The organism is Sphaerisporangium rufum (assembly GCF_016863395.1).
Lineage (GTDB): Bacteria > Actinomycetota > Actinomycetes > Streptosporangiales > Streptosporangiaceae > Sphaerisporangium > Sphaerisporangium rufum.
This window is the reverse complement of the sequence record NZ_BOOU01000056.1, coordinates 36,584-50,610: the sequence shown is the minus strand read 5'-3', so window position 1 is coordinate 50,610 and position 14,027 is coordinate 36,584. Positions and strand designations below refer to the sequence as shown.

Annotated in this window: 14 protein-coding genes; 10 read left to right on the top strand and 4 right to left on the bottom strand. The window is 73.2% G+C overall.

Annotation, left to right across the window (positions count from 1 at the left end; translation table 11 throughout):
* Nucleotides 1–201: 201 nt before the first annotated feature.
* From Sru01_RS21280 to Sru01_RS21250, 7 genes are all read left to right on the top strand, one after another.
* Entirely contained in the window at nucleotides 202–1,119 is a 918-nt protein-coding gene (locus Sru01_RS21280; RefSeq protein ID WP_203989200.1) for a gluconeogenesis factor YvcK family protein, read from the top strand.
* A 138-nt stretch (nucleotides 1,120–1,257) separates the two neighbouring features.
* Nucleotides 1,258–2,238, top strand: a complete 981-nt coding sequence (gene whiA / locus Sru01_RS21275) for a DNA-binding protein WhiA (protein WP_203989198.1) — start codon at nucleotides 1,258–1,260, stop codon at nucleotides 2,236–2,238.
* A gap of 207 nt (nucleotides 2,239–2,445) precedes the next feature.
* A complete protein-coding gene (gene gap / locus Sru01_RS21270; RefSeq protein ID WP_203989196.1) occupies nucleotides 2,446–3,450 on the top strand; it encodes a type I glyceraldehyde-3-phosphate dehydrogenase in 1,005 nt (334 codons plus the stop codon).
* The gene (locus tag Sru01_RS21265) at nucleotides 3,450–4,637 is read left to right on the top strand and encodes a phosphoglycerate kinase (protein WP_203989194.1); all 1,188 of its coding nucleotides are present in this window, start codon (nucleotides 3,450–3,452) and stop codon (nucleotides 4,635–4,637) included. Before gap ends, Sru01_RS21265 begins: the two co-directional genes overlap by 1 nt.
* 7 nt (nucleotides 4,638–4,644) lie before the next feature.
* A complete protein-coding gene (gene tpiA, locus Sru01_RS21260; RefSeq protein WP_203989192.1) occupies nucleotides 4,645–5,430 on the top strand; it encodes a triose-phosphate isomerase in 786 nt (261 codons plus the stop codon).
* 129 nt (nucleotides 5,431–5,559) lie between these two features.
* Nucleotides 5,560–5,793 carry a preprotein translocase subunit SecG gene (secG, locus tag Sru01_RS21255; protein WP_203989190.1) on the top strand — a complete coding sequence of 78 codons (234 nt, stop codon included), beginning with the start codon at nucleotides 5,560–5,562 and terminating at the stop codon, nucleotides 5,791–5,793.
* 77 nt (nucleotides 5,794–5,870) lie between these two features.
* On the top strand, nucleotides 5,871–6,218 hold the full coding sequence (locus Sru01_RS21250; RefSeq protein ID WP_203989188.1) for an RNA polymerase-binding protein RbpA: 348 nt from the start codon (nucleotides 5,871–5,873) through the stop codon (nucleotides 6,216–6,218).
* A 66-nt stretch (nucleotides 6,219–6,284) separates the two neighbouring features.
* Here Sru01_RS21250 and Sru01_RS21245 read toward each other — a convergent pair whose 3' ends face one another.
* Complete coding sequence (locus Sru01_RS21245) at nucleotides 6,285–7,922, bottom strand: amidohydrolase (protein ID WP_203989187.1); 1,638 nt, start codon at nucleotides 7,920–7,922, stop codon at nucleotides 6,285–6,287.
* 241 nt (nucleotides 7,923–8,163) lie between these two features.
* Between Sru01_RS21245 and Sru01_RS21240 the strand changes: the two genes are divergently transcribed.
* The gene (locus Sru01_RS21240; RefSeq protein ID WP_203989186.1) at nucleotides 8,164–9,195 is read left to right on the top strand and encodes a GNAT family N-acetyltransferase; all 1,032 of its coding nucleotides are present in this window, start codon (nucleotides 8,164–8,166) and stop codon (nucleotides 9,193–9,195) included.
* Nucleotides 9,196–9,397: 202 nt separating this feature from the next.
* Here the strand turns inward: Sru01_RS21240 and Sru01_RS21235 are convergent, their stop codons facing one another.
* A complete protein-coding gene (locus Sru01_RS21235; protein WP_203989185.1) occupies nucleotides 9,398–10,438 on the bottom strand; it encodes a Gfo/Idh/MocA family protein in 1,041 nt (346 codons plus the stop codon).
* 11 nt (nucleotides 10,439–10,449) lie between these two features.
* Entirely contained in the window at nucleotides 10,450–11,172 is a 723-nt protein-coding gene (locus tag Sru01_RS21230) for a ThuA domain-containing protein (RefSeq protein ID WP_239137623.1), read from the bottom strand.
* A 306-nt stretch (nucleotides 11,173–11,478) separates the two neighbouring features.
* Between Sru01_RS21230 and Sru01_RS21225 the strand changes: the two genes are divergently transcribed.
* Nucleotides 11,479–11,856: a hypothetical protein gene (locus Sru01_RS21225; protein ID WP_203989183.1), complete on the top strand. Its 378-nt coding sequence runs from the start codon at nucleotides 11,479–11,481 to the stop codon at nucleotides 11,854–11,856.
* Nucleotides 11,857–11,894: 38 nt separating this feature from the next.
* Complete coding sequence (locus Sru01_RS21220; RefSeq protein ID WP_203989182.1) at nucleotides 11,895–13,073, top strand: serine hydrolase domain-containing protein; 1,179 nt, start codon at nucleotides 11,895–11,897, stop codon at nucleotides 13,071–13,073.
* Between the two features lie 31 nt (nucleotides 13,074–13,104).
* Here the strand turns inward: Sru01_RS21220 and Sru01_RS21215 are convergent, their stop codons facing one another.
* Complete coding sequence (locus tag Sru01_RS21215) at nucleotides 13,105–13,707, bottom strand: CGNR zinc finger domain-containing protein (protein WP_203989180.1); 603 nt, start codon at nucleotides 13,705–13,707, stop codon at nucleotides 13,105–13,107.
* Between the last annotated feature and the right edge of the window lie 320 nt (nucleotides 13,708–14,027).

Sequence of the window (14,027 nt, the reverse complement as noted above, 5' to 3'; positions counted from 1 at the left end):
GGCACCGGGTCGGGCGCTACGAAATCAGGTGGCACCGGGTCGGGTGGCACCGGGTCGGGCGCTACGAAATCAGGTGGCACCGGGTCGGGGGGCGGCGTGCCGGGGGCCACCGGGCCGGCTGATCCTGATACCGGACGGGGTGCCATCGGGCCGGGTGATGCCGGCACGGCCCGACCGGAGGCGGCGGGCGGGACGCCCCGGGTGGTGGCGTTCGGCGGCGGCCACGGGCTGTACGCCTCGCTGTCGGCGCTGCGCCGGGTGACCGGGGAGCTGACCGCGGTGGTCACCGTGGCCGACGACGGCGGATCCAGCGGCCGGCTGCGGCGCGAGCTCGGCGTGCTGCCGCCGGGTGACCTGCGCATGGCGCTGGCCGCGCTGTGCGGCGACGACGACTGGGGCCAGACCTGGAGCAGGGTCGTCCAGCACCGCTTCAGCGGCGAGGGCGAGCTGCACGGCCACGCCGTGGGGAATCTGTTGATCGTCGCGCTGTGGGAGCTGCTGGACGATCCGGTGGTGGGGCTCGACTGGGTGGGCCGCCTGCTCGGCGCGCACGGTCGGGTGCTGCCGATGGCGTCGGTGCCCATCGACATCGAGGCGGAGGTCGAGCTGGACGGCCGGGTGACCGTGGTGCGCGGCCAGGTGGCCTGCGCGCTCACCCCGGGGAACGTCCAGGCGATCTCGCTGGTGCCGGCCGATCCGCCGGCGTGCCCGGAGGCGGTGGCGGCGGTGCGCGCGGCCGACTGGGTGGTGCTCGGCCCCGGCTCGTGGTTCACCAGCGTGCTGCCGCATCTGAAGGTGCCCCGGCTCGCCGAGGCGCTGCACGACACCGGTGCCCGCCGGCTGGTGGCGCTGAACCTGGCGCCGCAGCCGGGCGAGACCGACGGCTTCTCGGCCGAGAAGCATCTGCACGTGCTGGGCGAGCACGCGCCGGGCCTGCGGATCGACGTGGTGCTCGCCGATCACCGGGCGGTCGCCGATCGTGACGCGCTGGAGAAGGCCGCCGACGCGGTGGGCGCCCGGCTGGTCCTGGCCGGGGTGGCTTCGGCGGACGGCTCGCCCCGGCACGACCCACTCCGCCTTGCCGCGGTCCTGGACGAGATTTTCCGTGGGAAGCGTTGATCCTGGTCAGGGCACCCCTAAGGTGCGAGAGACTTGCCGGGGGCGCTCGCCGGCGTGCCGTCCCGGGCGACCACCGTGGCACGCGGCGAGGCTGCTTCGCGACCATGAGACGGTCTGTTTGGGGGAGGACACAGGCACATGGCCATGACGGGTGTGGTGAAGGACGAGCTGAGCAGGCTCACGGTGCTCAAGCCGTGTTGCCGTAAGGCCGAGGTTTCGACGCTGCTGCGGTTCTCCAGCGGGCTGCACCTGGTGGGCGGGCGCATCGTCATCGAGGCCGAGCTCGACACCAACGTCACCGCCCGGCGCCTGATCAAGGACATCGGTGAGGTGTTCGGGCACCGGGCGGAGGTGATGGTCCTGGCACCCGCCGGCCTGCGCAAGGGATCGAGGTACGTCGTGCGGGTCTACCGGGACGGCGAGGCGCTGGCCCGGCAGACCGGTCTGATCGACAATCACGGGCGCCCGGTGCGCGGCCTGCCGCGCCAGGTGGTGTCCGGGGCCACCTGCGACGCCGAGGCGGCCTGGCGGGGGGCCTTCCTGGCGCACGGCTCGCTGACCGAGCCGGGGCGGTCGATGTCGCTGGAGGTGACCTGTCCCGGGCCCGAGGCGGCGCTCGCGCTGGTCGGCGCGGCCCGCCGGCTCAAGATCCACGCCAAGGCGCGCGAGGTGCGCGGGGTGGACCGGGTGGTGGTGCGCGACGGCGACGCGATCGGCGCGCTGCTCACCCGCCTCGGCGCGCACGACAGCGTGCTGCAGTGGGAGGACCGGCGGATGCGCCGCGAGGTACGTGCCACCGCGCACCGGCTGGCCAACTTCGACGACGCCAACCTGCGCCGGTCCGCCCGGGCCGCGGTGGCGGCGGGGGCGCGGGTGCAGCGCGCGCTGGAGATCCTCGGCGACGAGGCCCCCGAGCACCTGGTGGTCGCCGGGCGGCTGCGGGTGGAGCACAAGCAGGCGTCGCTCGAGGAACTGGGGCAGATCGCCGACCCACCGCTCACCAAGGACGCCATCGCCGGGCGCATCCGCCGGTTGCTCGCCATGGCCGACAAGCGGGCCTCCGATCTGGGCATCGCCGCCACCGACGCGAACCTGACCGCCGACATGCTCGCGCCGTGAACCGCCCCTGCCGGCCCGTCGGCGCCGTACCGCCGCGCCGGGGAGCGGCTCCGGCCGGCCGGGGCACTGCGGCCGCCGCGGGGACGTCCGGGTAAAGGGCGGCCCAGTGGTCTACACCAATCAGCACCCGGTAGGGTTGTCGGAGGTTCAGCCCGCCACGACGCCGGCACCAGAGCCGGCGTACGACGTTCGAGGAGATCTGTTCCCGTGAGCATCCGCGTAGGCATCAACGGCTTCGGCCGGATCGGCCGCAACTTCTGGCGTGCCGTGGCGGCCAGCGGTAAGGACATCGAGGTCGTTGCGGTCAACGACCTGACCGACAACGCCACGCTCGCCCATCTGCTCAAGTACGACAGCATCCTCGGCCGCCTGCCGTATGAGGTGAAGAGCACGGCCGAGGAGCTCATCGTCGACGGCAAGGCGATCAAGGCGTTCGCCGAGCGCGACCCGGCCAAGCTGCCCTGGGGCGACCTCGGCGTGGACGTCGTCGTCGAGTCGACCGGCCTGTTCACCGACGCCAACAAGGCCCGGGTGCACGCCGACAACGGCGCCAAGAAGGTCATCATCTCGGCTCCGGCCAAGAACGAGGACGTCACGGTCGTGATGGGCGTCAACCACGAGTCCTACGACCCGGCGGCGCACACGATCATCTCCAACGCCTCCTGCACCACCAACTGCCTGGCTCCCATGGCGAAGGTCATCAACGACACCTTCGGCATCGAGAAGGGCCTGATGACCACGATCCACGCCTACACCCAGGACCAGAACCTGCAGGACGGCCCGCACAAGGACCTGCGCCGCGCCCGTGCCGCCGCGCTGAACATCGTGCCGACCTCCACCGGTGCCGCCAAGGCGATCGGCCTGGTGCTCCCCGAGCTGAAGGGCAAGCTCGACGGCTACGCCCTGCGGGTGCCGATCCCCACCGGCTCGGCCACCGACCTCACCGTCGAGGTCGGCCGCGACACCAGCGTCGAGGAGGTCAACGCCGCGCTCAAGGCGGCGGCCGACGGCCCGCTGCGCGGCATCCTCACCTACACCGACGACCCGATCGTCTCCTCCGACATCGTCACCGACCCGGCCTCGTGCATCTTCGACTCCGGGCTGACCAAGGTCATCGGCAACCAGGTGAAGGTCGTCGGCTGGTACGACAACGAGTGGGGCTACTCCAACCGCCTCGCCGACCTCATCGAGCTGGTGGGCGCGCGGCTCTGATGCGGACCATCGACTCGCTCGACGTTCAGGGTCGGCGCGTGCTGGTGCGCGCCGACCTCAACGTCCCCCTGGACGGGGACACCATCACCGACGACGGCCGCATCCGGGCCTCGGTGCCGACGATCTCCGAGCTCGCCGGTCGCGGCGCCCGGGTGATCGTCTGCGCGCACCTGGGCCGCCCCAAGGGCAAGGTCGCGCCGGAGTTCTCGCTGGCCCCGGTGGCGGCCCGGCTGGGCGAGCTGCTCGGCCGGCCGGTGAAGTTCGCCACCGACGTGGTCGGCGACTCGGCTCGCGCGACCGCCGAGGGCCTGGCCGACGGCGAGGTCGCCCTGCTGGAGAACCTCCGGTTCGAGCCGGGCGAGGAGTCCAAGGACGACGCGGTCCGCGGCGAGTTCGCCGGCCGGCTGGCCGGGCTGGCCGAGCTGTACGTCGGCGACGGCTTCGGCGCGGTGCACCGCAAGCACGCCAGCGTCTACGACGTGCCCGGCCTGCTCCCGCACGCCGCCGGCGGCCTGATCGTCGCCGAGGTCGAGGTGCTGAAGAAGCTCACCGAGCAGCCGGCCCGGCCCTACGCCGTCGTGCTCGGCGGCGCCAAGGTCTCCGACAAGCTGGGCGTCATCGCCAACCTGCTCGGCAAGGTCGACCGGCTGATCGTCGGCGGCGGCATGGCGTACACCTTCCTCAAGGCCCAGGGCCACGAGGTCGGCCGGTCGCTGCTGCAGGAGGACCAGCTCGACCAGGTGCGCGGCTTCATCGCCGAGGCCGACAAGCGCGGCGTGGAGCTGGTGCTCCCGGTCGACGTGCTGGCCGCCACCGAGTTCGCCGAGGACGCCCCGCACGAGGCGGTCGCGGCGACGGCGATCCCGGCCGACCGCGAGGGCCTGGACATCGGCCCGAAGACCCGCGAGCTGTTCGCCGCCAAGCTGGCCGACGCCGAGACCGTCTTCTGGAACGGCCCGATGGGCGTGTTCGAGTTCGACGCGTTCTCCGGCGGCACCCGCGCGGTGGCGCAGGCGCTGATCGACTCCGGCGCGTTCAGCGTGGTCGGCGGCGGCGACTCGGCGGCCGCGGTCCGCAAGCTCGGCCTGCCCGAGGACGGCTTCTCGCACATCTCCACCGGCGGCGGAGCCAGCCTGGAATACCTCGAGGGCAAGACCCTCCCCGGACTCGCCGCCCTGGAGGACTGAGGCACCGATGAGCACAGCCCGCAAGCCGCTGTTCGCCGGCAACTGGAAGATGAACCTCAACCACCTGGAGGCCATCGCCCTGGTGCAGAAGCTGGCGTTCTCGCTCACCGACAAGGACCACGACCGGGCCGATGTCGCGGTGCTGCCGCCGTTCACCGACCTGCGCAGCGTCCAGACGCTGGTCGACGGCGACAAGCTGCGCGTCACGTACGGGGCGCAGGACATCTCGGTGCACGACGGCGGCGCCTACACCGGCGAGATCTCCGGCACCATGCTCGCCAAGCTCGGCTGCACCTACGTGCTGGCCGGGCACTCCGAGCGCCGGCAGTACCACGCCGAGGACGACCAGGTGGTCAACGCCAAGGTGCAGGCCGCCTACCGGCACTCGATCACCCCGATCCTGTGCGTGGGCGAAGGGCTGCCGGTCCGCCAGTCCGGCGGCCAGGTCGCGTACTCGGTGTCGCAGCTGGACGCGGCGCTGAACGGGGTGAAGACCGAGCAGGCCGGTACGATCGTGCTGGCCTACGAGCCGGTCTGGGCGATCGGCACCGGCGAGGTCGCCACGCCCGAGGACGCGCAGGAGGTCTGCGGGGCGCTGCGCGCGCGACTCGCCGAGCTGTACGACGGTGAGGTGGCCGCCGCGGTCCGTATCCTTTACGGTGGGTCGGTCAAGGGAAGCAACATCGCGGGTATCATGGCGCAGCCCGATGTCGACGGGGCACTGGTCGGTGGCGCGAGCCTCGACCCAGTAGATTTCGTGCGAATCTGCCGATTCGGCGAAATGTCGGGCTAGCTGTGCGGTTCGGGAGGTGCGAGTCGGCATGACGACGTACCCTCGAATGGAAACGTCGAATCGTCGCCCCGGCGACCGCCGGGCAGGTCAGGTCGCGCTACGGCGCGCGCAACAGGGAACAGGTCAACGGTGACTATCGGAATCTCCATCGCCCTCATCCTGTCGAGTGCCCTCATGGTGCTGCTCGTGCTGCTGCACAAGGGCAAGGGTGGCGGCCTCTCGGATCTGTTCGGTGGCGGGTTCACCTCGTCGTTCGGCGGGTCCTCGGTGGTGGAGCGCAACCTCGACCGGTTGACGATCATCACCGGCTCGGTCTGGTTCGTGTGCATCATCGCGCTCGGCCTGTTGCTCAAGCCGGCGTAGCGGGCCCTTTCGGGGCAGGGCCTCACCGAGATTCTCATCCCGCCGCGCGGCGGGACGATCAAGCGAGGAGTTCATCCGTGGGTAGTGGCAACGCGATCCGTGGCAGTCGTGTCGGCGCCGGTCCGATGGGGGAGGCCGAGCGCGGCGAGGCGGCGCCCCGGGTGCGGGTCTCGTTCTGGTGCGCCAACATGCACGAGACGCGTCCGAGCTTCGCCAGTGACGCGGCCGTGCCGGAGTACTGGGACTGCCCGCGGTGCGGGCTTCCCGCCGGCCAGGACGAGTCCGCGCCGCCCGCCCCGCCGCGCAACGAGCCCTACAAGACCCACCTGGCCTACGTGAAGGAGCGGCGCAGCGACACCGACGGCGCCGCCATCCTCGCCGAGGCGCTGGAGCGCCTGCGCAGCAACAACCGTACGCCCTGGTAGACCGGAAGATCATGGGTCGGGCCCTCGCCGGATGGCGGGGGCCCGCCGCGTTTCTCCCGGGGCGGCTCAGCCGGCCCGCTCGTACACGCACTCGCCGCCGGCGAACGTCAGGGCCACCCGGGTGGTCCAGATCTCCTCGGGTGGCAGCGTGTAGGGATCCCGGTCCAGCACGACCAGGTCGGCCCGGTTGCCCGGCGCGATGACGCCGGCCCGGTCGTCGTGGTTGATCCACGCCGACCCCGCGGTGTAGGCGGTCATCACGGTGGCGAGGTCCAGGCGCTGGTGCGGTAGGAACGGCGTGCCCGCGGTCGGGTAGCCGGCGTGCACCGACCCGCCGGGCTCGGTCCGGTTGACCGCCACGTGCATGCCCTGCAGCGGGTCCGCCGAGGACACCGGCCAGTCGCTGCCCGCGCACAGCCGGGCGCCGGTGCGCACCAGATCGGCGAACGGATACTGCCAGGACGCCCGCTCCTCACCCAGGTAGGGGATGCACAGCTCGTCCATCTGCCGGTGGTGGGTGGCCCACAGTGGTTGTAGGTTCGCGGTCACCCCCAGCCGCGCGAAGCGCGGCACGTCCGACGGCTCGATGATCTGCAGGTGGGCGATGTGGTGGCGGTTGGCCGGGTCGGTGCCCTCCAGCGCGTCCAGGGCCTCGCGTACCGCCCGCTCGCCGATGGCGTGCACGTGCACCTGGAATCCCAGCCGGTCCAGCTCGGCCACGTGCCCGGTGAGCGCCTCGGGATCGACGTAGGACAGGCCGCGCCGGTCCGGCCCGCAGCCGCAGTACGGCTCGATCACCGCCGCGGTGAAGTTCTCCGCGATGCCGTCCTGCATGATCTTCACTGAGCCGGCCGAGAAGGACCCGACGGCGCGGGAGCGCCGGTCCACCAGCTCCTCGATCTGCTCGGCGCCGCGGGCCCGGTCCCACCACAGCGCGCCGACCACCCGGGCGCGCAGCCGGCCGGCGGCCGCCGCCGACAGGTAGGCGGGCAGGTTGTCGTCCGAACCGGCGTAGGAGCCGACGATCGCGTCCTGCCAGCCGGTGATGCCGAGCGAGAACAGGTGCGACTGCGCGTCCATCAGCGCGGCGTCCAGGTCGGCCGCGGTCGGGCGGGGGGTGAGCAGGCCGACCAGGTCCATGGCCCCCTCGTGCAGCACGCCGCTCGGCGCGCCGCCGGGGTCGCGCTCGATGCGGCCGTCGGCGGGGTCGGGGGTGGCGGCGGTGATCCCGGCGATCTCCAGTGCCCGGGTGTTCACCCAGGCGGCGTGGTGGTCACGCTGGATCAGATACACCGGCCGGTCGATCGTGTCGAGCTGGGAGCGGTGCGGCAGCCCGCCCGGGAAGGCGGCCATGTCCCAGCCGCCGCCGGTGATCCAGGTCAGGTCCGGGTGCGCCGCGGCGTACTCCGCCACCCGCGCCAGGTAGGCGGGCAGGCCGTAGATCTCCGCCAGGTCGCAGCGGGCCCGTTCCAGCCCGGCCTGGATCGGGTGCACGTGCGCGTCGGTGAACCCGGGGGTCAGCAGCCGGCCGCGCAGGTCCACGGTCTGGTGCCCGGGACGGGCCGCCGCGGTCACCTCGGCCGCGGGGCCCACCGCGGCGATCCGCCCGTCCCGGACGAGCACGGCCTCGGCGAAGCCCGGCGGGTCACCGGGACCGGTGGCGGCGGTGAACACCCGGCCGCCGCGGAAGAGCAGATCGGTCATCTCGCTGCGGGTGCCGCCGGGGCGGCGTCCCTCCCTGCCTTTCGGTCGTATCGGATCTTGGATCCATATCCTGCTACCTGCCGGGTAAGCGATGATCCGCAGGATCTCCGGAAGCCTAGCCGTCCGTCACGAAATTCAAGGTTCATCGGGACAGTGCGGTAAAGAAACCACCGGCTCATGCCCGCGTAGCAGCGGTGTAACAGTCCCCCGGCATGCTGGACGGCGAGAAGGGGGTTTTGCGATGGCATTCTTGCGGATCCGCACCACCGTCGACGAGCGGCCCGGCCGGCTGGCCTCGCTCGCCGCCGCGCTCGCGGCCAAGGGCGGCAACATCCTCGGGCTGAGCGTCCAGCCGGACACCGACGGCACGGTGGACGAGTTCGTCGCCGACATCCCGGCGTCCGCCGACACCGTCCGCGCCGCGCTGGAGGCCGCGGGGGGCCGGCGGGTCCAGGTGGTGTCGGCGACCGCGCACGAGCTGACCGACGAGCCGACCCGGGTACTGCTGCTCGCCGCCCGGCTGCGCGCCACGCCGTGGCGGCTGCCGGAGATCCTCGCCGAACTGTTGCGCGCCGACGACGCGCGCTGGGCGTACGGCACCGAGCCGTCGGACCTGCCCGATCCGACGCTGCTGACCGTGCCGGTGGCGCCGCGCCGGGCCATCCGGCTGCGCCGGCGGGAACTGCCGTTCACGCTGACCGAGGCCGCGCGGGCCGCGGCGCTGGTCCGGCTGGCCCAGCCGCCCGGCGAGGTCACCCCGGCCGCGCGTTCGGTCATGCTGGCCGGCGAGGTCGAGGTGCAGGTGCGCCCGCTGACCCCGCTGTATCGCGAGGCGGTCCGCGACCTGCACGACCGCTGCTCGCCGGCCACCCGCCGGTTGCGCTACCTCACCTCGATGCCGGCCCTGCCGCCCCGGGTGTTCGACCGGCTGTGCGACCGCGCCCGTGGCCACACCCTGGTGGCCGGGCACGACGGCCAGGTGGTGGCGCTGGCCGGCCTGGTGTTCACCGCCGATCCGGGCATCGCCGAGATGGCCTTCCTGGTCGAGGACCGCTGGCAGGGGCGGGGACTCGGTGGCGAGCTGGCCCGCATGCTGCTCAACGAGGCCCGCGACCTGGGGTTCGTCGAGGTGAAGGCGACCCTGCTCGCCGACAACACCAGGATGCGCCGCCTGCTGGCGTCGCTGGGCGTCACTCCCGTGCCGACCGAGGACCCCGGCATGCTGGAGGCGCGGGTGCCGGTCGGCACGCTGGTGCCCGCACCGCGGGGCTGACCCGCGCCAGGCCCCCGCCGCGGCCCGGGAACCTCGGGGACTCCCGGGTCCGGCGGGCATGCCCGTCCGGCCGCCGGGCGCGGTCGTCGCCGCCAGGTGCCGCGCGAGGGGCCGCGGGCGGATCCATCCGGTGCCCGGCGCCCGGACCTGCCCCGTGAGCGCCCCAGGGGACGTGCGCCCAGCGGGGCGCACGTCCCGGCGGTCACCGGCCCTCGGGGACCGGGACGCGGACGCCGGTGCGGGCCGACTCCAGCGCGGCGGTGACCATGGCCAGGCTGCGGATGTTGTCGTGGCAGTCGCCCTGCGGCGGCCGCCCGGTGCGCAGCGCGTCGACGAACTCCGCCAGATGCTCGGCCAGCCCGGTGAAGCGCTGCCGGTCGGGGAACGGGTCCGGCGGCAGCGGCCAGGATCGCAGCGCCGTCCCGGCCGGCCCCTCCACGGTGGCCGGCCCCTCGCCGTCCCAGCGCGCGGCGCCCCGGGTGCCGGCCGCCCGCCAGGTGCCCGTCCACGGGGTGGACAGGCCGGGCGCCGACCAGCTGCCGGCGAAGGTGTATCGCAGGCCGCCGGTCATCTCGAAGATCGCGGTGGCCGAGCAGGCGCCCGGGTACCACGTCCACGGCGGCCGGAACGACTCGCAGTACACCGAGACCGCGTCGGCGCCCGACACCATCCGGGCCGCGTCGAACAGGTGGATCGCCATGTCCTGCAGCAGCGGGTGCGCCATGCCGGACAGGAAGTCGGCGCCGTGGTGCGGGATGAAGAACTCCGAGGTCAGCATGCCGAGGGGACCGAGTTCGGCCACCGTGCGGGTGAACGCGACCAGGGCGCCCAGGTGCCGCCGGTTCTGGCTCACCGCGAACAGCCGCTCCGCCTTGTCGGCGGCGGCCACCATCACCCGCGCCTCCTCCAGGGTGACCGCCATCGGCTTCTCGCTCAGCACCGACACCCCGCGCTCCAGGGCGGTGACGGTCACCTCCCGGTGCGCCTCCGGGACGGTGCAGTTCACGATGAAGTCCGGTGTCTCGCCGTCCAGCACCTCGCTCAGCGACGCGCTCACCGGCAGCCCGGCCAGCCCCACCTCGGCGGCCCGGGCGCGGGCGCGTTCGGGGTCGATGTCCACCCAGCCCACCAGGCGGACGTCCGGCCGGGCCAGCAGCTCAGGCGCCCACTGGCCGCCGATGAACCCGGCGCCGACGATCACCGCGCGCAGCGGGCGGTCCTCGTCCACGGTCGTGAAGGCCATCCGGGTGCTCCTTACCGGCCGACGGGGATGTGGACGTTGCGCGGCGGGTCGCCCACCCCGCCGGGCGGCGCCGCCCACAGCACCGCGTTGGCCAGCACCCGGCGGACGTCCGGATGGTGGTAGACCGGATAGGCCTGGTCGCCGGGGCTGAAGTAGAAGACGCGGCCGTGCCCGCGCCGGTAGCAGCAACCGCCGCGGAACACCTCGCCCCCGCTGAACGAGCTGACGAACACCAGCTCGTCCGGCTGCGGGATGCCGAACGGCTCGCCGTAGGTCTCCTGCGCGTCGATGACCAGCGGATGGGGCACGCCCTGGGCGATCGGATGCGCCGGGTCGACCGTCCAGACCAGCTCGCGGTCGCCGGAGTCGCGCCAGTTCACCGAGCAGGTGGTGCCCATCAGCGCCCGGAAGATCTTCGAGTAGTGCCCGGAGTGCAGGACCAGCAGCCCCATGCCGCCGAGCACCCGGGCGCGCACCCGCTCCACCACCTCGTCGGCGACCTCCTCGTGCGCCTGGTGCCCCCACCAGGTCAGCACATCGGTGTCGGCCAGCACCTTCTCGGTCAGCCCGTGCTCGGGGTCGTCGAGCACCGCGGTGCGCACCCGCACCCGGTCGCCCAGGTGCTCGGCCAGTCCGGCCGCGATCGCCCCGTGGATGCCGTCGGGATAGCGCCGGCCCACCGCCTCCTCCCGCCGTTCGTGCCGGTTCTCGTTCCATACGGTCACATTGATCACGGGTGGGAGCTCCTCACGGGCCGGGGGGCCCACGTCGTTCCGCCGTCGTGGCGATCGGGTCACTGGCATTTCTCACCATTCCCCGGCGATCGAAGCCCGGTCCGGCCGATCGATGCGCTCCGGCGCGGGGCCTCCGTCCGGCGAGGCACCGCCGCGGCGCGGCAGAAACCTTGTCTCTGATGTTGACGATGTTGAAAGAGGCGCTTAACATCGTCTCTGTTAGAGACGATGTTCGAGCTCGGGGGCGCGGGCCGGACATGGTAGGAATGAGATCCCCGGAGGAGGCCCGCGGACGGTTGGAGCGCCATGACGGAGCATTTCCTCGGCGTCCTCGGCATCGGCGAGGCGCTGGGGGTGACCCGGCACGCGGTGCACAAGTGGCGGGCCCGCTACCCGCGCGACGGTGACCATCCCTTTCCCGAACCCGACGTCGACGTCGACGGGGCTCCGGGCTGGCGGCCCGATCGGCTGGCCGAGATCGTCCGGTGGCGCGACGGCCTGCCCGGACGCGGCGCCGGCGGAGGCCGTCCGTCCGCCGCGCGACAGGAGTATCTCAAGGTGGCGGCGGCTCGCGGGCTGGACCAGGACGAGGCGAAGCGGGCGCTGGCGGTCTTCGCCGCGGAGTTCCCCGAGATGACCGAGCCGGAAGTCCGCGCCTGGCTCATGGAGAAGTGGCGCGGGTAGGACCCTCCGGCGCTCAGCGATACGGAAGGTGATGACGCATGCCCGAAATCAACGGGGAGACCGCCCCGGGATTCGAAGGAGTGCGGGCGGCGTTCGCCGCCAACCTGGCCGGCGGACGGGAGGCGGGGGCCGCGATCGGCGTCTACCTGAACGGGCGGCAGGTCGTCGATTTGTGGGGCGGCATCGCCGATCCCGTGACCGGCCGCCCCTGGGCCCGCGACACCCTGCAGGTCGTGTTCTCGACCACCAAGGGCGTCACCGCGGCCTGTGCCCACCTGCTGGCCGAGCGGGGCGAGCTCGACCTGGACGCGCCCGTCGCCGACTACTGGCCGGAGTTCGCGGTGAACGGCAAGGAACGCATCCCCGTCCGGTGGTTGCTGACCCACCAGGCCGGCCTGCCCGCCATCGACCACCCGATCACACCGGCACAGGCGATCGCCTGGCATCCGATGGTCGACGCGCTGGCCGCCCAGCGCCCGTGGTGGGAGCCCGGTACCGATCACGGTTACCACGCCCTGACCTATGGCTGGCTGGTGGGCGAGGTGATCCGCCGGGTGACCGGCCGTGGCGTCGGCGCGTTCCTCGCCAAGGAGATCGCCGCCCCGCTCGGCCTGGACCTGTGGATCGGCCTGCCGGAGACCGAGCGGCACCGGGTGAGCCGGATCGTCACCGCTCCGGCCGGCCGGCCCGCCCCGATGGACCTCGACGCCCTGCCCGAGCCCGTGCGCGAGGTGATGAGGGCGTACGCCGACCCGGCTTCGCTGACGATGCGGGCGATGAACGCCGTCACCCCGCCGCTGGACCACAACGACCCCGCCGAGCAGGCCGCGGAGATGCCCTCGACCAACGGCATCTGCACCGCCCGGTCGCTGGCGCGTTTCTACGCCGCGCTCATCGGCGAGGTGGACGGGCATCGCATCCTGGCGCCGGGCACCCTGGCGGCGGCGACCGCCGAGCGGGCGCGGGGCGTCGACCGCGTCCTGCGGGTGCCGGTGCGGATCGGTACCGGGTTCGGCCTGCCGACCCCGGACGCGTTCTGGTTCGGCCCGCGGGCCTTCGGCTTTCCGGGCTTCGGCGGGTCGCTCGGGTTCGCCGACCCGGCGACCGGCCTCGCCTTCGGTTACGTGATGAACAACGTGGCGGACGGCACGCCGGACGATCGGGCCGCCGTTCTCGTCCGCGCCGTCCAGGAGGCGATCGCGACCCGCAGCCGGTAGGGGCCCGGCCGGGCCGAGGCGCCCGGCCGGGTCAGCGGTGGGCGGCCCGGGCGCGGAAGGTGGCGGTCTTGACGCGGTTCTGGCAGGCGGTGGAGCAGAAGCGGCGGGTGCCGTTGCGGGAGACGTCCACGTAGACCCGGTCGCAGCGCGGCGCGGTACACACGCCGAGCCGGTCGTGCAGCTCGCCGCCCAGCACGACGGCCAGCCCGGTGGCGCAGGCGGCGGCCCAGTCGTCGGCCGGGCCGGTGGCGCGGCCGTGGAAGTGCAGGTGCCAGGGCTCGCCGTCGTGGCGGGTCAGCCGCGGGCGGGCCATCGTGCGGTCCAGCACCCGGTTGACCTGCCGGGCGGCGGTGTCCACGTCGCCGGCGGCGACGGCGTCGAAGATCGGCCGCAGCTCGGCGGCCACCCCCACCAGGGCGACCGCCTCGGCGTCGCCGACCGGCTCTCGGGCCCGGCGGGCGCCGGTGCGCACCTGCGGGCCGGCCGCGGTGCGCAGCGCCCCGGTGGCGGCGGTGCGCAATTCCTCGCCCGCCGGCAGCGCGTACGGCCGGCCGCGGTTCTCGCCGGCGGTCAGCGCGTTGACGAGCGCCACCGCCACCGCCACCACCGTGTCGGTGTGACCGTCGAAGTTCATCGCACCCGCCTTCGCCGTCGAATCATGTCACTGGTGAAATCCTAATGGTCCGTCACCTATGTCGTGCCGCGCCGGCGCAGGGCGTGCCGGGGACCGACCCGTGCGGTGGCATACCGGCCGCTCCGGCCGGCATCGTCCGGCGGGCTCGGCCGGGCTCGCCGTGCGCCGCTACTAGAAGGGCCGCGTCGTCGCCTGCCGGACGCCCGCGGGGGATGGCCGCCCGGCGGCGGCCGAGGTGGCCGATTTCGCGTAACTGGTGACAGGGTATTGACCAGGTACGTCTCGCTGGCTAGCGTAACCGTCGAAGTAGAAAAGATCAG

Excerpts from the sequence above, each read along its gene's own strand:
- whiA (WP_203989198.1), top strand. The coding sequence starts at position 1,258 with ATGGCCATGACGGGTGTGGTGAAGGACGAGCTGAGCAGGCTCACGGTG.
- Sru01_RS21265 (WP_203989194.1), top strand. The coding sequence starts at position 3,450 with ATGCGGACCATCGACTCGCTCGACGTTCAGGGTCGGCGCGTGCTGGTG.
- tpiA (WP_203989192.1), top strand. The coding sequence starts at position 4,645 with ATGAGCACAGCCCGCAAGCCGCTGTTCGCCGGCAACTGGAAGATGAAC.
- Sru01_RS21245 (WP_203989187.1), bottom strand. The coding sequence starts at position 7,922 with ATGACCGATCTGCTCTTCCGCGGCGGCCGGGTGTTCACCGCCGCCACC.
- Sru01_RS21240 (WP_203989186.1), top strand. The coding sequence starts at position 8,164 with ATGGCATTCTTGCGGATCCGCACCACCGTCGACGAGCGGCCCGGCCGG.
- Sru01_RS21235 (WP_203989185.1), bottom strand. The coding sequence starts at position 10,438 with ATGGCCTTCACGACCGTGGACGAGGACCGCCCGCTGCGCGCGGTGATC.
- Sru01_RS21225 (WP_203989183.1), top strand. The coding sequence starts at position 11,479 with ATGACGGAGCATTTCCTCGGCGTCCTCGGCATCGGCGAGGCGCTGGGG.
- Sru01_RS21220 (WP_203989182.1), top strand. The coding sequence starts at position 11,895 with ATGCCCGAAATCAACGGGGAGACCGCCCCGGGATTCGAAGGAGTGCGG.
- Sru01_RS21215 (WP_203989180.1), bottom strand. The coding sequence starts at position 13,707 with ATGAACTTCGACGGTCACACCGACACGGTGGTGGCGGTGGCGGTGGCG.